This is a genomic window from Streptomyces sp. SD31, assembly GCF_052068475.1.
GTDB lineage: Bacteria > Actinomycetota > Actinomycetes > Streptomycetales > Streptomycetaceae > Streptomyces.
This window is the reverse complement of sequence record NZ_JBQHCX010000015.1, coordinates 65,766-84,852: the sequence shown is the minus strand read 5'-3', so window position 1 is coordinate 84,852 and position 19,087 is coordinate 65,766. Positions and strand designations below refer to the sequence as shown.

Below are 19,087 nucleotides of genomic sequence, written 5' to 3'. Positions count from 1 at the left end.
CAGTCCATGATGACGTCAGTCGACACTGATCTGATGCGGGTTCTCGCGGACCCGCTCCGCCTCCAGATCGTCACCCTGCTCGCCCGGGAGACGCTCTGCAGCACGCATCTGATCGAGGAGACGGGGGCCAAGCAGACCAACCTCTCCAACCATCTGAAGGTGCTGCGCGAGGCCGGGGTCGTGGAGACCGAGCCGTGTGGCCGGTTCACCTACTACCGGCTCAAGCCCGACGTCATCGCCGCCCTCGCGGGCCAGTTCGCCGACCTGGCGGAGACCGCGCGCGCCGCCGCCGAGAACAACGTCAAGCGGTCCTGCCCCTGATCACCGCCTTACGGCGACTGCAATGAAGGAGTCCTGTTGACCGCCACCGAGGCTGCCGAGCACGACAGAGCCGAGCACGACAGAGCCGGGGAAGCCGCCACAGCCTCTGCCGCTTCCGGGCATGAGCCCCAGCCCGCGCCGGGTGCCACCCCGCCGCGTACCCCGCTGACTTCCAGGGCCGCGGCCGAACTCCTCGGCACCGCTCTCTTGGTCGCCGTCGTGGTCGGCTCCGGCATCCAGGCGACCGAGCTGACGCAGGACGTGGGGGTGCAGTTGCTGGCCAACTCGATCGCCACCGTCTTCGGGCTCGGCATCCTGATCCTGCTGCTCGGCCCGGTGTCAGGCGCGCACTTCAACCCAGTGGTCACGCTGGCCGAGTGGTGGACGGCCCGACGGGGCGGCGACGGTGTCACGGCTCGCGAGGTCGCGGTGTACGTCCCCGCACAGGTTGTCGGTGCGATCGCGGGCGCGATCCTGGCGGACGCGATGTTCGGCAAGCCCTTGGTGGAGTGGTCGACACACGACCGCTCGGCCGGGCATCTGCTGCTGGGCGAGGTGGTGGCCACCGCTGGGCTGATCCTGCTGATCTTCGGCCTGGCCCGCACGAATCAGCTGCGGTTCGCGCCGGTGGCGGTGGCCTCGTACATCGGCGCCGCGTACTGGTTCACGTCCTCCACGTCCTTCGCCAACCCGGCGGTGACGATCGGCCGTACCTTCAGCGACACGTTCGCGGGTATTGCGCCGGGCTCGCTGCTGGGCTTCATCGGAGCTCAACTCGTAGGCGGGGCCGTCGGTCTGGCGCTGGTGGCGCTCATCTTCGTGCATGGCCGGTCCGCTGAATGACCCGTAGTACGCACGTGGTGGTGATTGGCGGCGGCCAGTCCGGCCTCGCCGCCGGTTACCACCTGCGCCGCCTCGGCATCGACTTCGTCATCCTCGACGCCCAGGCTGCCGCAGGGGGTGCCTGGCAGCACACGTGGGACTCGCTCCACCTCTTCTCGCCTGCGGCTTTCTCCTCGCTGCCGGGACGGCTCATGCCGCCGCAGACGGGAGAGGAGTACCCGGATGCCGACCACGTGGTGGCGTATCTGCGGGACTACGAGAAGCGCTACGAGCTGCCGATCGAGCGACCGGTGCAGGTGATCGGCGTGCACCGGGACGCTGAACTCCTGCGCGTGGAGACCGACTCCGGTACCTGGCATGCCCGCGCCGTGATCAGCGCGACCGGCACATGGTGGCGCCCTTTCCTCCCCGCGGTACCAGGGCGTGGGGTGTTCGAGGGGCGTCAGCTGCACACGGTGGAGTACCGCAACCCGAGTGACTTCGCCGGGCAGCGCGTCGTGGTGGTCGGTGGTGGCAATTCCGGTGCTCAGATCGCCGCCGACCTGGCCTACGACGCCGAGCTGACCTGGGTCACCCAGCGCCCGCCCCGCTATCTGGCCGACGACATCGACGGCCGTGCCCTGTTCGACGCGGCCACCGCCCGCCGCCGCGCCCTCGACGAGGGGAGTACGGACACGGGCGGCGTGGCGTCGCTCGGCGACATCGTCGCCGTACCGCCTGTGCGCGAGGCTCGGGATCGGGGCCTGCTCAAGGCGAGCCCGATGTTCGCCAGGCTGGTTCCCGACGGCGTTGAATGGGCCGACGGTACCCGTGCCGAGGCCGACGCGATCATCTGGTGCACGGGCTTCCGACCCGCCCTGTCCCACCTGGCCCCGCTCCAACTCCGCGGCCGACGGGGGCACATCGCCACGGAGGGCACCCGCGCAGTCCAGGAGCCGCGCCTGCACCTGCTCGGCTACGGCGACTGGACCGGGCCCGCCTCTGCCACCCTCATCGGCGTCGGCCGCCCCGCCCGCGAGGCAGCCAGGGAGATCGCCGGCTTGCTCGCGTAGGGCACCGGCCGCCTGTCCGCGGTGACCGAGGCTGAGCGGTCTCAGCGGCAGGCCCGCGAGTCCGTCGGATCCTCCTGGGCCAGACCCGGAGGCCGTGTGGGGCTTGCCTGCGCTGGGGCTCAGTTCAGGGTCTGGGCGGCGTACAGGGCGCCGAGGACGGTGGCGAGCGTGCCGAGGAAGAGGCGTAGGGCTCGTTCGGGCAGGCGGGGTTGGAGGCGGGCGCCGAGGTAGCCGCCGATCAGTCCGCCGGTGCCGCAGGCGAGGCCGAGCCACCAGTCGGGGGCGACGTCTCCGCTGCTGGCGAGGGACAGCAGCGTGTAGGCGGCGGCGCCGACGAGGGAGGTGGCGAAGGTGGCGGCGAGCGCGGCCGGGGCGACGCGGGCCACGGGCAGGCCGCGTCCGACGAGGATCGGGCCGAGCAGGGAGCCGCCGCCGATGCCGTAGATGCCGCCGACGACTCCGACCGCCAGGGCGAGGGCGGTGAGGCTGCGTGCGGGCAACTCGCCCGCGGGCGGCGGGCGATGGCGGCCGGGGGTGAGGGTGCGCAGGGTCAGCCACAAGCCGAGCGGCAGCAGCAGAGTGGCGATCAGGAGCCGGAAGACGTCCGGGCCGGGGAGGGCGTAGACACGGACGGCGGCGCCGAGGGCGACGCCGGGCAGCGTGCCCAGCACCAGGCGCCGGGTGAGGTCGCCGCGCAGGGCGCCGTCGTGGCGGTAGCGCCACAGGGCGCCGGGTCCGGCGACGACGTTGAAGAGCAGGTTGGTCGGTGTGACAGCCGGGTTGGGTACGCCGAAGACGCTCAGCTGGACCGGGAGGAGGAACACCGCGCCGGACACCCCGACTGGGGCGGTCACGGTCGCGATCAGCAGACCGGAGGCCAGCCCGCCCGGCACCGTCCAGTCCACCGTCGCCGCCGCCCGTCGCCCGATTGGTCAGTATCGGTGTGTCGAGCGGCTGTGGGTCCCTCCCGCAACGCGATGTTCACGAGCAGCAGGTGCAGCCTGGCCGGCAGCCGCACGCGTCCGCGAGCGCGTCACCGTGCGAGGGGGTGGAAGCGGGTGCGGTGGTCGGGGCGCAGCAGCCTTTGCCCTGCCATGCGTCGCGTCCTTCTTTGGCCGCGATGACGGCGATGGCCAGGGCGGCGATGGGGTCGGCCCAGGACCAGCCGAGGGTGGCGTTGAGGAGCAGGCCGATCAGGAGGACGGCGGAGAGGTAGGTGCACAGCAGGGTCTGTTTGGAGTCGGCGACCGCGGAGGCGGAGCCGAGTTCACGTCCGGCACGCCGCTGAGCCGCGGACAGGAACGGCATCACCGCCAGGGAGAGGGCGGCAAGGACGATGCCGGGCAGGGAGTGCTCGGCGTCGCCGGTGCCGGTCAGGGCACGGACGGCGTCGACGGCGACGTAGACGGCGAGAGCGAAGAACGACACCGAGATGATCCGCAGCGTGGTCTGCTCTCGCGCCTCGCGTACGGCGTGTTCGCGGGCGGAGAACTGCCAGGCGACCGCGGCGGCGGAAGAGACCTCGATGACGGAGTCCAGGCCGAAGCCGATCAGGGCGGTGGACGAGGCGAGGGTGCCGGCGGTGAGGGCGACGGCCGCCTCGATGGCGTTGTAGGTGATGGTCGTGGCGATCAGCAGCCGTATCCGGCGGGCCAGCGCATCACGGCGGGCGGGGGAGGGGCCGAAGGATATCGCGGTCATCAGCAGCAGCCCTCGGACTCCCCGTCCGGGCAGGTCTTGTCCGCCTCCACCGCGACCACCGCGGCACGCAGATCGTCCAGGGCGTGGCCGAGGCGTTCGTCGGCGAGTTCGTAGCGGGTACGGCGGCCGTCGGGCACGGTGACGACCAGGCCGCAGTCCCGCAGGCAGGCCAGGTGATTGGAGAGCCGGGTGCGGGAGATGCCGAGGGCATCGGCGAGATCGGCCGGGTAGGCCGGCGCCTGGCGCAGGGCGAGCAGGATCCGGCAGCGGATGGGGTCGGCGAGCGCGCGGCCGAAGCGGGCCAGCACGTCGATCTCTGAGGCAACGGTCAGCACACGATGAGAGTACAGAGAATCCTGAATTCAGGAAAGTCTGGACTGTTGAAAGGCGAGCTCAGGCCCCCATCACCCGGTACATGCCGATCGAGCCGTGCTCGGCGGTGTCGGCGAAGCTGAACTTCTCGTAGAGGAAGCGCGCGGGCCCGTCGGCGATGAGGGAGACGTAGGCCGTGGCGGGCGCCCGGCGCTCCAGCTCCTCGGTGAGCGCGGCCATGATGCGTCTGCCGAGGCCGCGCCCCTGGTGGGCGGGGAGTACGCAGATGTCGACGATCTGGAACGCGGTGCCGCCGTCGCCGATGATCCGCCCCATGCCGATGGGCTCCTCCTCGTGGTGGAGGACCACCCCGTGCCAGGTGTTGGGCAGGGCGAGCGCCACCGCTTCGGGGGCCTTGTCCGAGAGGCCGGCTTCGGTGCGCAGGCGGCGATAGATCTCGGTGGACGGCACACCCACGGTCAGCCGGTAAGCGTCGTCGAGGTTGGTCATGTCCGGCCTCCGTGCGGTCGCTGAGCCGCGCCTCGAATCAGTTGTGCGCGGCGTCGAGCACAGAGTTAAGCCGCGATCGAGGCGCTCGTCAGCAGCTTGCCCATCGCGGCGAGCACTGACGGCTCGACGCGGTAGTACACCCAGGTGCCGCGCCGCTCGGAGCTGAGCAGGCCGGCTTCCTTGAGCTTCTTCAGGTGGTGGGAGACGGTCGGCTGGGACACGCCGACGTCGGAGATGTCGCACACGCACGCTTCGCCGCCCTCATGTGAGGCCACGGCCGAGAACAGCCGCAGCCGCACGGGGTCGCCGAGCGCCTTGAACATCCGGGCCGTCTTCTCGGCCTCGTCGGCGGTCAGCGGGCGCTCCGTGAGCGGAGGGCAGCACGGCATCACGGCCTCGGGGGTCTCGGGGGCCTCGGGTTCCAGCAGCGGCAGCACCCTCGTATTCGACATGCATCTATGTTGACACATGTCGAACTAGTAGGCGAGGGGTGGCAGGGGATCGCATGGCCGGCTCATCGATTGTCGTCGATTATCGATGAAAGACTTTCTGGAACGCTCCGAGGTCGAGCGGTACGCGAGCCAGGTCAAGGCGCCGGCCGACGCCACGCGCATTCAGGGTGTGACGCTGCTGGCGCGCAGCGGTGAGCCCATGACGGTGCGGCAGATCGTCGAGGCCGTGGAGGTGGGGCAGTCGACGGTCTCGCATCACCTCAAGGGGCTGGCGGGGGTGGTCTTCGTGCTGGTCGAGCGGAAAGGTGCGTCCAGTTGGTACCGGCTGGGCGAGGAGTGCGTCCACGCTTTCCCCTCGGCGGCCGATGTCGTCATGGGGCGCCCCGCGCCGGCCCGGAACGCAAGCGGTGCGGCGCGGGGGCGCCGGCGTAGCGGGCCATGGGCGCTGGTGTCGGGCAGGCGGAGCGGGCGCCGACGCGTTCGGGGGCAGTCGGTCTATGCCCTGCTGCTGGGGCTGGGCGCGCTGGACGCGGCCGGATACAGCGTGATCGCGCCGGTGCTCCCTGGCCTGACCGCGCAGACCGGGGCCGGTGCCACCGCGCTGGGGATGATGGTCGCGGCGTTCCCGCTGGGGATGGTCGCGGGCTTCGCACTGGGCGGGGGGTCGTCATCCAGCGCAGTAGCCCGGCGCGACTGCTGACGGTGGGGCTGGTGCTGGTTGCGGCGGGCAGCCCGGGGTTCGTCTTCGGCGCGGACCTGGCCGTCTTGGCCGTCTCCCGTCTGGTGACGGGGCTGGGCTCCGGGTGTCTGTGGCTGGGGATCACCTTCGCCACCCTGGCTGCCTGGCCGGGGCAGGAATACCTGTGCGTGAGCCGCATCTACGCCGCCTGCTCAGCCGGCAGCCGGCAGCCGGCTGAGCCCGCTGCTCGGGGCGATCCACGAGGTGCGTGGCCCCTTCGTCGCTTACCTCGCCCTCGTCCTTCTCGCGCTCGTGCCCGTGCCCGTGCCCGTGCTGACGCTCCGGCTTCCTGCGACGGCGGGCGCGTTCGCCCCCGACCGTCGCGCTTTGCGCTCACCCGGATTCCGGGCGTACCGCTGGAGACAGCCGATCACCTCGTCCCGGTGCGGATATCGATCCCGATCTCCGCCGAACGGCAACCCCGGCAGCGAGCTGTACCCGGCGGGAGAGAAGAGCGTGAGGCTGTCGCAGTAGCGCGGCCATGATCCGGCGGGCGGATCGGACGACTCCAGAACCACCGGCACCAGCCCTTGCCGACTCAGAGCATGCGCCGGGGCCGGACCGGCCTGGCCTGCCCCGATCACGGCTACATCTTCGCGTCCCATGCACAGTGCACAGCTCCCAGCCAGATTCGATGAATGTCTATGTTGACGTCTATCGATACAGGTGCCATGCTTGGCAACGCAAGGGATCGACGGATGTCGAAACAAAGGGGAATCCAGTGAGCGCGCCCACCATCGACCAGCTGCCTGTCGTGGTCATCGGAGCCGGACCGATCGGCCTGGCTGCCGCCGCCCATCTCGTCGAGCGCGGCCTCGAACCCCTGGTCCTGGAGGCCGGCCCGGCTGCGGGTGCCGCTGTGCGCGAGTGGTCGCACGTCCGTCTGTTCTCCACCTGGGGCGAGGTCATCGACCCGGCCGCGGAGAAGCTCCTGGCCCCGACCGGCTGGATCCGCCCCGACGCCGCCGCTTACCCGACCGGCGGCGACTGGGCCCAGCAGTACCTGCAGCCGCTCGCCGACGCGCTCGGCGACAAGGTCCGCTACGGCGCCCAGGTGACCGGCGTCGCCCGCGCCGGACGCGACCGGATCGTCGACTCCGGCCGCGACGAGCAGCCCTTCACCGTGCACATCGAGACCGCGGACGGCCGCGAGGAGCGGATCACTGCCCGCGCCGTCATCGACGCCTCCGGCACCTGGACCACCCCCTCCCCGATGGGCGCCGACGGTCTCCCTGCCCTCGGCGAGAAGGCCGTCGCCGACCACATCTCCTACCGCGTCCCGGACCTCAACGACCCGGCCGTACGCGCCCGTTACGCGGGCAGGCGCACCGCGGTCATCGGCTCCGGAGCCTCCGCCTTCACCGCCCTCGCCCTCCTCGCCGACCTCGCGAAGGAGGAAGAGGGAACCCACGCGGTGTGGATCCTGCGCCGCGGCATCGGCGCCAACACCTACGGCGGCGGCGAGGCCGACCAACTCCCCGCCCGTGGCGCCCTCGGCCTGAGCGCCAAGGCGGCTGTCGAGGCCGGTCACGCGAGCGCGATCACCGGGTTCCGCACACAGGCCGTCTCGTACGACGGTGACCGACTGGTCCTCGAGTCCGAGGACGGCCGCCGCACGGACCCCATCGACGAGGTCATCGTCCTGACCGGCTTCCGCCCGGACCTCTCCTTCCTCTCCGAGCTCCGCCTCGGCCTCGACGAACGCCTCCAAGCCCCGACGGCCCTGGCCCCGTTGATCGACCCCAACGTCCACTCCTGCGGCACGGTCTACCCGCACGGCGTCCACGAGCTCTCCCACCCCGAGCAGGACGTCTACCTGGTCGGCATGAAGTCCTACGGCCGCGCCCCGACCTTCCTTGCCATGACCGGCTACGAGCAGGTCCGCTCCATCACCGCCGCGATCGCCGGCGATCGGGAGGCCGCCGAGCGCGTTGAGCTGACCCTTCCGGAGACCGGGGTCTGCGGCGGCGCGGGCCTGTTCGACGAGCCGGAGAACGCCGAGCAGTCCGGCGGCGGATGCTGCGCCGCCCCCGCCACCCTCCAGATCGGCCTCGGCGCCCCGGCCTCCACATCCGGCGGCTGCTGAATCCCGCACCCACACCAGGAGGTTCGCCATGTCCCGCGTACAGCTCGCCCTCCGTGTCCCGGATCTCGACGCGTCCGTCGCCTTCTACAGCAAGCTCTTCGGCACCGAACCCGCCAAACTCCGCGACGGCTACGCCAACTTCGCCATAGCCGAGCCCCCGCTCAAGCTCGTCCTGATCGAGGGAGTGGCGGACGAGGCGACCCGCATGGACCATCTCGGCGTCGAGGTGGAGAGCACCGAGGCGGTCCACGCGGCCACCGCTCGTCTCAGCGGAGAAGGCTTGGCCACCGACGTCGAGAACGACACCACCTGCTGCTACGCCCTGCAGGACAAGGTCTGGGTGCACGGCCCCGGCCAGGAGCCCTGGGAGGTGTACGTCGTCAAGGCCGACGCCGACTCCCTGGCCAAGCAGCAGGGCAGCACCTGTTGCGCCGACCCGACGGCCGAGACCGACGGCGGGAAGGAACCCGTCGCCGCGGGCGGCTGCTGCTGATCCGCCGATGACCGACCTTCACACCAGCCAGGCCGCGACCGGAACGGGAGACCGGTCGCGGCCTCGCGCCGCCCTGCCCGCCCTCTGCGCCACTCAGATCATTAGCTGGGGCATCGTCCACTACGCCTTCCCGGTCCTTGGAGCTTTTCGCTCAGCGAGCTGTCTTCGCCCGGGCGCGCGATGAGGTAACCATGTCGCGGCCTCCCACCACGTACAGCGCGGGGACGTCGATCCCACGCCCCCGGAAAGGCGCGAGCAGTTCGTTGTTGCGCTCGATGTTCCGGTACCAGTTGAAGGCTCCGGTGAACCCTGAACGCCTGATCGCCGTGCAGGGCGAAGTCCTCGGCGTACGCCTGAATGTCATGCTTGCCGTACGGCAGCCGGCTCAGCAGCACCGGCCACGGTCCCGTACCGCCGGGGCGGTAGACGTCCGCGCGCAGCATCGCGCCGTCACGCATCTGAGCCGGAACATCGAACTCGATCTGGATCTCGGTCACGCGCTGCTCCTTTGTGCGCCAGGACGTCGGGCGGTCACGCCACCGCGTTCAGCAGGTCGGCCAGCACGTCGGGCCGTTCCAGGGCGATGAAGTGACCTGCTCCCGGCACCTGCGTGAAATCGGCGGCAGGCAGCAGCTGCTTGTTGGCCTCCCGGTCCGACCACCGGGACCAGTCCTTCTCCCCGTAGACGAGGTGGATGGGGGCCTTGACCTCGGGATAGCGCGAGCGGGCCGCGATGAGGCTCGGCAGGTTCTGGTACACGGCCCGGGCAACGGTCGGATAGCCGGGGCGGCTGCCCACCTGGAGGAGCTCGTCGACGTAGTCCTCCCGCAGAGCGGTCTTATCGACCAGCCCGCCCTGCAGGATCCTGCGGAGGGCGGCCTTGGGCTCCACCCCGGCGACCACCGGGCCCACCCCCGGAGTGAGGACACCGCTGACCACCACACGGGCGAGAAGACTGGACCGGGCGATACCGCCGGGGAAGTCGTACGTGTTCACCGCGACGACGCGCCGTACCCGGTCCGGCAGATCGGCCGCGGCGGTCAGGGCAAGCACCGCCCCCATGGACTCCCCGACCAACGTCACGTCATGGAGGTCGAGTTCGGTCAGGAGCCGTTCGACGCCCGCGCGCATCGCCGGCTCGTCGTACGACGCGCCGGGCACGATCTCGGAGTAGCCCATCCCCGGGAGATCGAGGGCGTACACGGTGTACTGGTCCGCGATCAGGGGGATGAGGGAGCGGAAGTGCTCGGCCTGGGTGCGCACGGTGTGCAGCAGGACCATGGGAGCACCAGAGCCCGCCTTGAGGTAGCGCAGCGTTCCCTCGCGGCTGCTGCGCGGGGCGATGGTGTGGCTGGTGGTCCCCGGAACGTGAATCGTGGGACGTGACTGTGGGCTGGGCATCTCGCCGGCTCCCCTTCGTGTGCACTGCGGACAGGTGATTCGGGTGCGGCCCGCCCGAAAGGGGCATGGCCGCGCCCAGTTCTCGGATCATCGAGAAACCGATCGGTTTCCACTACGGTAAACCGATCGGTTTTCACGTGCAAGCTCAAGCATCAATCCGATCCGCGTCACGCGAAGGTCGAGTGGGGCGAGGTCGTCATGCGCGGTAACAGGGTCAGTGCGCGGGAGAGGCGCGAGAGCGTCGTCCGCGCGGCGACCGCCGAGTTCGCGCTCAGGGGCTACTACGGCACCACCACCGAGGCGATCGCCAAGCATGTCGGTGTCGCGCAGCCGTATCTCTTCAGGCTCTTCCCGGGGAAGAAGACGATCTTCGTCGCCGCCTTGGAAGCGGAGCATGGAAGACACCCGCATGGCTTTCGAGAGGGCAGCCAGGGGGGTGGAAGGCGGCGAGCCGGCCCTCCAGGCCATGACGAACGCCTATGTGCGGCTGGTCTCGGAGTGCCCGGAAGCGCTCCAGATGCAGATGCAGATGCAGATGCAGGGATACGTCGTCGTGGCAGCCGCCGAGGGCAGGGGGATGGCCAGATCGGCGAACTGGTCAGGGCCGGCTGGATGAGGATCTGGCAGACCGTGCACCTGCCGCTGGGTGCCGATGTCCATGAGGCGACGGCTTTCCTGGCGCACGGCATGCCCGTCAACGCCCTTGCCGCCATCGGGCTCCCCTCCGGTTGCCGGGAAAGGGAGGGCGTGAAGCCGTGGGAGCTGCTCCGGCTACCGGAGACGGGTGTCGGCCCGGAGAGCGCATCGGTCACCGGGCTTGCTTGAACAGGGATGTGTCAGCGCACGCCTGCCGCATCGAGCAAGGTGGTCACTGTGGGTGCGATGAGTCCGGTCAGCTTGTCGGCTCCGATCCCTGCGCGGGCGCTGGCGCCGTCGAAGACCATGCTGAGCTGCCGGGCCAGCAGATCGGGGTCGCTCGCCCCGCCCTGGTCGGCCTCGGAACGGAAGAATGCCGTCAGGTTCGCCTTGATCCGGTGCGCCACCCGGCTCGCGGGGTGGTTCTGATCCTTGAGCTCGATCTGAACGGCCAGGTACCGGCAGCCTTGGAACTCGGGCTCACCCGCTTGCGACTCCACCTGCTCGAAGACGTGCAGGATCCGCTCGCGGGGTGAACGGCCGTCGTCCGACGCGGGCAGAAGGGTCGCCACGTAGGCAGAGGTGCGCTCCTCCAGGCTCGCTGCCAGCAGTTCGTCCTTGCTCTCGAACAGCTGGTACAGGGAACGCTTCGACACCCCCGCAGCCTTGCACAGCGCCTCGACGCCGATGCCGACACCGTCCCGGTAGGTGAGCGTGGCCGCCGCCTCCAGCAGCCGCTCTCTGGTACTTGGCTTCACTTCGGTGGTCATACCGCGAGGTTAACTCGATGAGGACGAAATGAAAACCGATCGGTTTTTGCGGTGTGGCAGGAGGTTCTCCGGCGCGGCGCACAGCGGCGCACAGTCGAGCGGACACCTGATGTCCGCACGAGGGCTCGGCGACGGCTCCGAGGGAAAGCCGTCGCCGAGCGTGGTGGTGCGCGCGCCCCGGTCCTCGCGGGCGATACGCACCGGGGCCACCCCACACACTGGCCCGGCCCGGGGTGAGTTGCGTCCTCCGCTACGCCGGGACGGGGGTCTTCTCAGGCTTCGTCTCGACCGGGATACGGTGCAGCCCCTTGCGGTCGTACCAACCGGTCATGCCGAAGCCGAACAGTGCGGCCACCGCGAGGCCGACGGCCATCATCACCCAGCCGCGGGCCAGGCCCGCGTCGGCCTGGGCGTCGTAGTAGAGGATCGAGCGGATGCCGCCGGTGATCTGCCGCAGCGGTTCGAACTCCGCGAGGAAGCGGTAGAAGCCGGGGAGCGCCTCGATGGGGGTGGTGGCGCCGGCCGTCGGCACCGCCATCCCGATGAAGACGAGCGTGGCCGCCAGCATGCCGGGCGTGCCGAAGACGGCAAGGAGCGTGAGCGCGCCGATCCCGGAGACGGCGATGGCGCACACCGAGTACAGCCACAGCAGCGGCAGATGGGTGGCGTGCATCCCCATGATGCCGACCGCGCCGACCAGGACGAGGGTTCCCATCAGCAGGGACAGACCGGTCATCAGAGTGGTGCTGATGGCGAGGGTCTGCACCCGGGTCGCCCGGATCAGCGGACGGTGCAGGCGCAGCGGGCCCATGTCGTTGTGGGTGTAGCCGAGGGCGTGGTCCACCTGGCCGCTGATGACATTGGCGGAGAGCATGCCGCAGACCACGAGGACGAGCGCGTAGTAGAACGCCGTCAGGCCCAGACCGCTGTGCGAGTCGAGCGGATGCCCGTCCTTCACTGTGACGGCTGCCGGGTCGGCGAGCAGGACGCGCGCCGCGGCGGGCAGCCTCGCCTGACCGGCCGCGGTCTGCGCGGTCAGTTCCTTGCCCACCTGGAGCGAGGCGTTCTCGGCCGCCTCCGTCGCCGCCGCCCGCGCCAGGCTGGAGCCCACGCTGCCGGCGGACTGGTTGGTCAGCACCGTCAGCGTCGGGCGGGTCGGGGTCCCGGTGGTCGCGGTGCCGGTCAGGGCGGTGACGGAAGAGGTGAAGTTGTCGGGCACGACGAGCGCGCCGAACAACTTGCCTTCACCTAGCTGGTCCTTCACCTCCTTCTCGTCCATCACCTTCCAGTCGATCTTGTCCCCGCTCACGGTGGACTTCTTGATCGACTCGGTGATCTGTGCCCCCAGGTTGATCTGCTTGCCCGCGGCAGTGGCCCCCTTGTCGGCGTTGACCAGACCGACGGGCAGCTCCTTCATGTGATCCACCGGATCGACGTTGGCGCCGACGTAGAACACGGTGAACAGCAGCGCGAGCACGCCTGTGATGACGCCGTTGGCGATCCACAGAGGTTTGGCGCGCAGCACGCGGAAGGGGTGAATCGTACTCATGACTTACTCCGGTCTCGGCAACACAGGCACATCGGGAGCAGACCGGACGGCGTCGTTGCGGACCGGCGACCCTCAGAACGTTCAATAGGGACAGCGGGTCAGGGGGCTGCGGGGCGCTTCGCCGGGGGCTGCCAGCCGCCGGTGACTTCCTTGACGGGCTTGTGAGGGAAGCGGCGACGGGCGTACTCCTGAGCGTGGGAGCCCGACAGGACGTAGAGGGTTTCCTTCTTGTCCTGGAGCGGTCGCAGGACGGTGTCCATGAAGGACTTGCGATCGTCCAGGTAGGGGCCCAGGACGTCCTCGCCGCCGGGGCGGACGGCCATGCAGTAGCCGGACTTGTAGCCGGGAGGGTGGGTCAGGCTCTGCCACATGGAGGCGCTCTCGGAGTCACTGACCCGGGAGCGGTATTCGGCGGCGTCCTCGCTGTCGGCCACGGTCTGCGCCCAGTCGGTGAACCCGCTCATGAATTCGCGGTAGTTGTGCGTGGTGCAGGCCGGCGCGTCGAATGCGCCGTCCTTGCTGATGGCGCCGACCGGGCACGCGGCGACACACAGCTTGCAGTCGATGCGGGGGTTGTAGTCCAGCGCCTGCCCGTACGCGCTCACCTCGGCGTCCACCAGGACCGTCGCCAGCAGGATGAAGTTGCCGAACTTCGGGTGGATGACATTGCGGTGCAGGCCCATCACGCCGAGCCCCGCCGCGACCGCGACCGTCTTGTGCGCCACCACCCAGATCCGCCCGGGGAAGCGGTCCATCTCCTGGGGGAGGCCGACCGACGGATTGAGTGCCCGGTAGCCGGCGTCCTGAAGGGCCTGGGTGACGCTGCGGGCGGCGTGGTTGGCCTGTTCGTCGGTCTGATGGAACTCCTGATTGGCCACGCTGCGGGCGGGAGAGCGGCAGTTGTCGCGGTTCATCCGGACCGCCAGCGCGATCAGGGTGCGGGTGCCGGGCAGCACGGACCGTGCGTGTTCGCGCTCACCGGCCAGGTCGGGGTGGTCCAGGCTCACCGCGGCCGCGTCGTCCGCACCGGCCGCCAGGCACAGTTCGCGCAGCCAACCCGCGTCGATCACCGCCGGCGGACTCGAGACGTCACCTGCCGCGCGCCGGGCGAGCACGGCCTGTACCGACGGATGTGCGGCCGGCTTCCCCGGAAGCCCGAGATCCGTCGACCGCCCCTCGGTACCGCGCGCGGTAGTCATCCGACACTCCTGGTAGATCTCGCTCGGCTCGCCTTCAAGGCGGGAAACCGATCGGGTTCGCCCTACTGTAAACCGATCAGTTTTCGCATGCAAGGCCGGGGGGTGGTCCTGCGTCATCCCGTGACCATCCACCGGGCGCGACCGCGCGTAGTCGGCGCGGATTGGGCGCGTACGGGTACGGCGCGGATCGCTCAGCCGACACCCTGCGCCTTCGAGCGGGCGTTCACACCGTTGTCGTGCCGGGCCCCTGTTGCTCCGCACGCGCCTGGAGCCGTCGACCACGGTGGCGATCCACGCCCTGCCGAGGTCGGCGGGCGTGGCGGGTTCGCGTTCGGCGATCGGCTCGGGTCGAGGGCAGGAAGTCAATGGGCGGCTGGACTGGTGGCTGTGCGAAGTGCAGCCGAGGGACGTGAACTGTGCGAGGTGCGGGCGTTGACGTTCTCGATCGGTCCCGGTGGGTCGGCTCTCCGCCATGGATTCCCCGCGAAAGGGTCCGGTGCGTGCGAAAATCCCACCGGTCGATCATCACTGTGGAGAGGGCGTGGCGCCCGCCGCACCGGGGGAGGGGAGCCTCACATGGCCCTGCTGTCGTCGAGCCCGAAGTGGCCCACCCTTCCTGACTACTTCCACGACTGGGCGCTGGTGGACGTGGAGACCTCCGGGTTGAGACCCGGCCGGGACCGAGTCCTCTCGCTTGCGATCCTCACCCTGGACGCACATGGCCATCGGACAGGGGAGTTCTCCACCCTCCTCAACCCGGGCTGCGACCCCGGCCCGGTGCACATCCACGGCCTCACCCCCGCCCGTCTTGCCGGCGCTCCCACCTTCGAGGAGATCGCGCCGCAGGTGGGGGCGCTGCTCAGCAGCCGCGTCCTGGTCGCCCACAACGCCCAGTTCGACTACGACTTCCTGGCCCACGAGTTCGCCCACGTCCGTTCCTGGGTCCCGGTCAGCAGGCGGCTGTGCACCCTGGCCCTCAACCGCCTGGTCGGACCCGCGACGCCCGATCTCAAGCTGGGCACGCTCGCCGCGCACTACGGGGTGCGCCAGGAGCGGGCCCACGACGCGCAGGACGACGTACGGGTCCTCTCCGGCATCCTGCGTGGCTCGCTGCACGCCGCCGAACGACTGGGCCTGTCCCTGCCACTCCTGGACTGCCCGCCCCGCCAGGACTACAAGCCTTACGTGCCCAAGACGCCCTGTGCGTACCGTAATCCGGGCCGCCTCACCTCGGGCGGCCCCCTGGTGCAGGGCATGAAGGTCGCTGTCACCGGGGACACCCAGGTCTCCCGCGAGGAACTGGTCGCCCGCTCGGTGGCGGCCGGGCTGAACATGATGACCTCGGTCAGCGGCCAGACCAGCGTCGTCGTCACCAACGACCCCGGCACGGCATCCGGGAAACTGCGTCGCGCTGCGGACGAGGGCGTCCCGCTCGTGGACGAGCCGACCTACCTGCGGCTGCTGGAGAGTGTGCAGCCCGGCCAGGCCAAGGGCACCGCCCGGCAGCGTCGCGCGGCACAGACGCCCGCGAGCGCGGCGACCGCACAACCTGAACCCGTCCTGAGCGTCCCGGCGCAGCGCACGGCCGTGCCAACCGCGCCCACCGCCCATGCGGCCCAGTCGCTCGCCGGGCGCAGGGTCCTGGTCCTGGGCGGCCCCCACGAGGCAGCCGCGGAAGCACGTGCGCGTGCCATCGCTCTTGGCGCGTCCGCGGCAGTCAACCTCTCGGCCAGTGTGTCCGACGTCGTGGTGCTTCCCGGAGGCGAAACGGACCGGCGCATGACGCGCATCGCCGCCCTCGGCCTCCGCGTCCACGACCCCGACTGGCTCCTCGCACCTACGCCTGCGCCGGCACAGAACTCGGGCGGAGACCAGCCGGACACGGCAGAGGTACTGGTCCGAGGCGCCGTCATCGACCTGTCCGACACCGGCACGCCGTGGACGGTGGCCGCCATGTGGCGTCAGCAGACTGCCTGCGACGTGGACGTCGTCGCCTTCGCGGTCGACGCCCAGGAACAGGTCCCAGGAGACGAGGACTTCGTCTTCTACGGCGCCCCCGAGCACCCGGACGGCACCGTGCGCCTCGCCACCGACGGTCCGACGGAGCAGGCCGTCACCGCTGACCTGGAGCGTCTGCCCCTGGAGATCCACAGGGTCGTCATCGCCGCCGCGATCGACGGTGCCGCGACCTTCTCCGACGTCGGGGCCATCGAGATCACCGTCACCTGCGGGATCGGCGCGGGCCCGACCGCCCGGGCCACCCTCGACGCCGCCACCACCGAACGCACCATGATCCTCGTCGAGATCTACCGCAGAGGGGAGGGCTGGCGGCTACGCGCCGTCGGGCAGGGCTACGACCATGGTCTGGCCGACCTCGCTCGCGGCTACGGCGTCGACGTCGCGGACTGACCGACACCAGGTCACCCAGGTGGCAGTGGTGCATGGTGGCCCGTAAACCTGTCTGTAAGCCTGTCCGTGGACCGGTCGAGTCACGCAGTCGGCTGCTGCTCCGGTGTGATGACGCTCGTGACGCTCATTTGACAGTTTGGCAGCGGTCACCGTGAACCAGACCTCTCAAGAGGCATGCGGCGGTGGTTGCCGGCTCCCAGCGCGATGCACTGCAGCGCGTCGACGTCGAGCCCCGGCAAGCGCTCAGCGAGTTGGCCCGACTGCAGATGGCCGTCGCGGAGACCTACCTCCACCGCAGGCTTGCGGCGCTGCTGTCGGCCGATCAGCTCGAAGGCGTACGTCCCGTCTCGCGTCTGCGCAGTAAGTCAACCGGATTATGCTGCGCTGAGAGCCTGAGGCGGACCGACAGAGGACCACGTGGATGTCATTGAGAGCGAGCTGACCGCCCCCTGGGAAGGCGCTTTGGCTGCTCCTGTCCGCGGCAGTCACATCGGCGTTCTGGTCCTGGCGGGTTCCAGCGGGCGCGTTGAACGGGAAAGAGTACGCATCCTCGCCCAGCAGGGCATGACGGCTTTGTCGATCCGCTGGTTCGGCGGACCGGGGCAGCCTCCAGGTATTTGCGAGATCCCCCTGGAGACCTTTACCGCCGCCGTCGACTTCCTCCAAGCCAAGGGGGTGGAGCGCATCGGCATCCTGGGCACTTCCAAGGGCGCCGAGGCGGCTCTGCTCACCGCAGTGCACGATCCGCGCGTGGACGTGGTCATCGCGCTGTCGCCCACGTCTCGCATCTGGTGCAACGTCGGACCGGGCCGTGACGGAGCGCAGCGCCCCTATCGGTCGTCCTGGACCTGGCGAGAGCAGGCACTGCCCTTCGTTCCGATGGACGATTCCTGGACTCCCGCAGAGCCGGGCAGCGGACCCATCGCCGTCCGCGGATGGTACGAACTCAGCGAGCGGACCTTCGCCCACCTGCTTGCTCCAGCGGAGATTCCTGTGGACAAGGCCCGGGCCGATCTCCTGCTGGTCGCGGGAGGCGATGACGCGATGTGGCCGTCCCTTCCCTTCGCCGAGCAACTGGCCAGGCGCCGACGCTCAGCCAGGGCCCCGGTGCGTTTGATCGCCCGCCAGGATGCCGGCCACCGCCCGCGCCTGCCCGGTGAGAGCCCCGCGTCGGCATCCCCGCGATTCCAGTACGGTGGCACATCCGAAGCCGACGTGCTCTTGGGAGCTGCTGCCTGGCCCCACATCCTCGACATGCTCCGCGGTAGGGGCCATGCGGGAGGGCGCGAGGCGGATGCCGGCCGTCGCGCTGAGGTCGAAGGGCACCTCCATTAAGCGGAGTTGGTCGATCAGCGGGGTGAGGTGAGTACGGCCGGCGGCTGGTGGAGTGCACCGGTTACCACCAGCCGCGGGACGTGTCGCCACCGCGAGTCGCCGAAGATCAGCGAGGTGCGGCCGCTGCTCTACCCGCACGACTTGTCGTCCGGCGTCTTCCTGCCCGATTTGACCATTACTCCCGCCGGTGGCGTTACGCTGCTGTGTCGTGCAGGGGACGCGTCTCGACACTGCTCGGATCCGGGCGGCTCGCCGGGTCATTGACCCGATCTTTCTCGACACTCCGCTGTACCGCTGCGAGGCGCTGGAGCCCGGCCTCGGGTGCACGGTGAGCATCAAGCTCGAAACGGCGAACCCGGTCCGCAGCTTCAAGGCCCGCGGCACCGAGGTGGTCGCGAGCCTGCTCGCCGACGATGGTTCCCGGGCGGTGGTGTGCGCCAGCGCGGGCAACCTTGGCCAAGCCCTCGCTTGGTCCGGTCGTGGCCGGGGGCTCGACGTGACCGTCGTGGCATCCCGCTTTGCGACCGTGGCCAAGCTTGATCGCATCCGCGCGTTGGATGCCAGGTTGGAGCTGGTGGACGGCGACCACGAGAGGGCTCGCGAGCGGGCGGCGGCCATCGCGCGGTACGACGGCATCCGGCTGCTCGAAGACAGCCTGGACATCGAGACCTGCGAGGGCGCGGGGACCATCGGCCTGGAACTGGTGGACACCGTCGCCGCCGCAGCGGACCGCCCGTCGTTCGACGCCGTCCTGATAGCTCTCGGCGGCGGGGCGCTGGCCACCGGCGTGGGTCATGTGGTGAAGGCCTTGGCACCCGAAGTCGAGGTGATCTGCGTCCAGCCGCTGGGCGCACCGGCGCTGACACACTCGTGGCGCAGGCGCCGCGTCGTCACCACCGACTCGACCGACACCATCGCCGACGGCGTCGCCGGCCGGTGTCCCATCCCGGCCGTCCTGGACGACCTCCTCCTGGTCGCCGACGACGCCGTCCTGGTCCAGGAGGCGTCGATCATCGCCGGTATGCGGATGCTCCTCGACCACGCCGGCCTCGTCGTCGAACCGTCGGCCGCGCTCGGCATCGCGGCGATCCTCGAAGACCGTGACCGCTTCGCCGGCCGACACGTAGTCACCATCGTGTGCGGCAGCAACGTCGACGTAGACGCCTATCACCGCTGGGTCGGTGCGGCTCGCGTCCACAGGTCTTGACAGCTGCTCATGAAGGGTCTTGGACCAGCCCTTGAACGGTTCGGCTCGGGTGCGTTTCTGCGTTCGCCGGTG

Annotated in this window: 19 protein-coding genes and 2 pseudogenes; 11 read left to right on the top strand and 10 right to left on the bottom strand. The window is 70.1% G+C overall.

What is annotated here, in order from left to right:
- Positions 1 to 6 precede the first annotated feature (6 nt).
- From ACTMVF_RS29460 to ACTMVF_RS29450, 3 genes are read left to right on the top strand one after another with little or no spacing between them, the layout of a single operon-like run.
- A complete protein-coding gene (locus tag ACTMVF_RS29460; protein WP_441274131.1) occupies positions 7 to 321 on the top strand; it encodes an ArsR/SmtB family transcription factor in 315 nt (104 codons plus the stop codon).
- Between the two features lie 36 nt (positions 322 to 357).
- Complete coding sequence (locus tag ACTMVF_RS29455; protein ID WP_441274130.1) at positions 358 to 1,164, top strand: aquaporin; 807 nt, start codon at positions 358 to 360, stop codon at positions 1,162 to 1,164.
- Positions 1,161 to 2,216 (top strand): ArsO family NAD(P)H-dependent flavin-containing monooxygenase, encoded by a 1,056-nt coding sequence (locus ACTMVF_RS29450; protein ID WP_441274129.1) that lies wholly within the window; start codon positions 1,161 to 1,163, stop codon positions 2,214 to 2,216. Before ACTMVF_RS29455 ends, ACTMVF_RS29450 begins: the two co-directional genes overlap by 4 nt.
- A 119-nt stretch (positions 2,217 to 2,335) precedes the next feature.
- Here ACTMVF_RS29450 and ACTMVF_RS29445 read toward each other — a convergent pair whose 3' ends face one another.
- The 5 genes from ACTMVF_RS29445 to ACTMVF_RS29425 form a co-directional block, all read right to left on the bottom strand.
- The gene (locus tag ACTMVF_RS29445; protein WP_441274128.1) at positions 2,336 to 3,121 is read right to left on the bottom strand and encodes a sulfite exporter TauE/SafE family protein; all 786 of its coding nucleotides are present in this window, start codon (positions 3,119 to 3,121) and stop codon (positions 2,336 to 2,338) included.
- Between the two features lie 76 nt (positions 3,122 to 3,197).
- Positions 3,198 to 3,917, bottom strand: coding sequence for a cation transporter (locus tag ACTMVF_RS29440; RefSeq protein ID WP_441274127.1), 720 nt, complete (start codon positions 3,915 to 3,917; stop codon positions 3,198 to 3,200).
- On the bottom strand, positions 3,917 to 4,252 hold the full coding sequence (locus ACTMVF_RS29435) for an ArsR/SmtB family transcription factor (protein ID WP_441274126.1): 336 nt from the start codon (positions 4,250 to 4,252) through the stop codon (positions 3,917 to 3,919). The genes ACTMVF_RS29440 and ACTMVF_RS29435 overlap by 1 nt, the downstream gene beginning before the upstream one ends.
- Before the next feature lie 58 nt (positions 4,253 to 4,310).
- Positions 4,311 to 4,739 carry a GNAT family N-acetyltransferase gene (locus ACTMVF_RS29430; protein WP_441274125.1) on the bottom strand — a complete coding sequence of 143 codons (429 nt, stop codon included), beginning with the start codon at positions 4,737 to 4,739 and terminating at the stop codon, positions 4,311 to 4,313.
- A 65-nt stretch (positions 4,740 to 4,804) separates the two neighbouring features.
- Positions 4,805 to 5,191, bottom strand: coding sequence for an ArsR/SmtB family transcription factor (locus tag ACTMVF_RS29425; protein WP_441274124.1), 387 nt, complete (start codon positions 5,189 to 5,191; stop codon positions 4,805 to 4,807).
- 85 nt (positions 5,192 to 5,276) lie between these two features.
- On the opposite strand from ACTMVF_RS29425, the gene ACTMVF_RS29420 reads away from it, so the two are divergent.
- The 4 genes and pseudogenes from ACTMVF_RS29420 to ACTMVF_RS29405 form a co-directional block, all read left to right on the top strand.
- Complete coding sequence (locus ACTMVF_RS29420; protein ID WP_441274123.1) at positions 5,277 to 5,891, top strand: ArsR/SmtB family transcription factor; 615 nt, start codon at positions 5,277 to 5,279, stop codon at positions 5,889 to 5,891.
- Positions 5,892 to 6,651: 760 nt separating this feature from the next.
- Positions 6,652 to 8,016, top strand: coding sequence for an FAD-dependent oxidoreductase (locus tag ACTMVF_RS29415; protein WP_441274122.1), 1,365 nt, complete (start codon positions 6,652 to 6,654; stop codon positions 8,014 to 8,016).
- A gap of 28 nt (positions 8,017 to 8,044) precedes the next feature.
- On the top strand, positions 8,045 to 8,509 hold the full coding sequence (locus tag ACTMVF_RS29410) for an ArsI/CadI family heavy metal resistance metalloenzyme (protein WP_441274121.1): 465 nt from the start codon (positions 8,045 to 8,047) through the stop codon (positions 8,507 to 8,509).
- A 7-nt stretch (positions 8,510 to 8,516) separates the two neighbouring features.
- Positions 8,517 to 8,648: pseudogene (locus ACTMVF_RS29405) on the top strand (MFS transporter); the annotation flags it as partial.
- Here ACTMVF_RS29405 and ACTMVF_RS29400 read toward each other — a convergent pair.
- Together ACTMVF_RS29400 and ACTMVF_RS29395 are read right to left on the bottom strand one after the other, a co-directional pair.
- Complete coding sequence (locus tag ACTMVF_RS29400) at positions 8,611 to 8,952, bottom strand: CocE/NonD family hydrolase (RefSeq protein ID WP_441274263.1); 342 nt, start codon at positions 8,950 to 8,952, stop codon at positions 8,611 to 8,613. The pseudogene ACTMVF_RS29405 and the gene ACTMVF_RS29400 sit on opposite strands and share 38 nt — an antisense overlap.
- An 88-nt stretch (positions 8,953 to 9,040) precedes the next feature.
- Positions 9,041 to 9,910, bottom strand: a complete 870-nt coding sequence (locus tag ACTMVF_RS29395) for an alpha/beta fold hydrolase (RefSeq protein WP_441274120.1) — start codon at positions 9,908 to 9,910, stop codon at positions 9,041 to 9,043.
- Positions 9,911 to 10,108: 198 nt separating this feature from the next.
- Between ACTMVF_RS29395 and ACTMVF_RS29390 the strand changes: the two are divergent.
- A pseudogene (locus tag ACTMVF_RS29390) lies at positions 10,109 to 10,735 on the top strand (TetR/AcrR family transcriptional regulator).
- Positions 10,736 to 10,746: 11 nt separating this feature from the next.
- Here ACTMVF_RS29390 and ACTMVF_RS29385 read toward each other — a convergent pair.
- The 3 genes from ACTMVF_RS29385 to ACTMVF_RS29375 all read right to left on the bottom strand — a co-directional run bounded on the left by ACTMVF_RS29385 (position 10,747) and on the right by ACTMVF_RS29375 (position 14,064).
- The gene (locus ACTMVF_RS29385; protein ID WP_441274119.1) at positions 10,747 to 11,316 is read right to left on the bottom strand and encodes a TetR/AcrR family transcriptional regulator; all 570 of its coding nucleotides are present in this window, start codon (positions 11,314 to 11,316) and stop codon (positions 10,747 to 10,749) included.
- A 250-nt stretch (positions 11,317 to 11,566) separates the two neighbouring features.
- The gene (locus tag ACTMVF_RS29380) at positions 11,567 to 12,865 is read right to left on the bottom strand and encodes a DUF3533 domain-containing protein (RefSeq protein ID WP_441274118.1); all 1,299 of its coding nucleotides are present in this window, start codon (positions 12,863 to 12,865) and stop codon (positions 11,567 to 11,569) included.
- 98 nt (positions 12,866 to 12,963) lie between these two features.
- Positions 12,964 to 14,064: a (4Fe-4S)-binding protein gene (locus tag ACTMVF_RS29375; RefSeq protein ID WP_441274117.1), complete on the bottom strand. Its 1,101-nt coding sequence runs from the start codon at positions 14,062 to 14,064 to the stop codon at positions 12,964 to 12,966.
- A 576-nt stretch (positions 14,065 to 14,640) separates the two neighbouring features.
- On the opposite strand from ACTMVF_RS29375, the gene ACTMVF_RS29370 reads away from it, so the two are divergent.
- The 3 genes from ACTMVF_RS29370 (at position 14,641) to ACTMVF_RS29360 (ending at position 19,015) form a co-directional block, all read left to right on the top strand.
- Entirely contained in the window at positions 14,641 to 16,473 is a 1,833-nt protein-coding gene (locus tag ACTMVF_RS29370) for a TerD family protein (RefSeq protein WP_441274116.1), read from the top strand.
- A 417-nt stretch (positions 16,474 to 16,890) separates the two neighbouring features.
- Positions 16,891 to 17,808, top strand: a complete 918-nt coding sequence (locus ACTMVF_RS29365) for an acyl-CoA thioester hydrolase/BAAT C-terminal domain-containing protein (RefSeq protein WP_441274115.1) — start codon at positions 16,891 to 16,893, stop codon at positions 17,806 to 17,808.
- 208 nt (positions 17,809 to 18,016) lie between these two features.
- Complete coding sequence (locus ACTMVF_RS29360; RefSeq protein ID WP_441274114.1) at positions 18,017 to 19,015, top strand: threonine ammonia-lyase; 999 nt, start codon at positions 18,017 to 18,019, stop codon at positions 19,013 to 19,015.
- Positions 19,016 to 19,087: the final 72 nt, after the last annotated feature.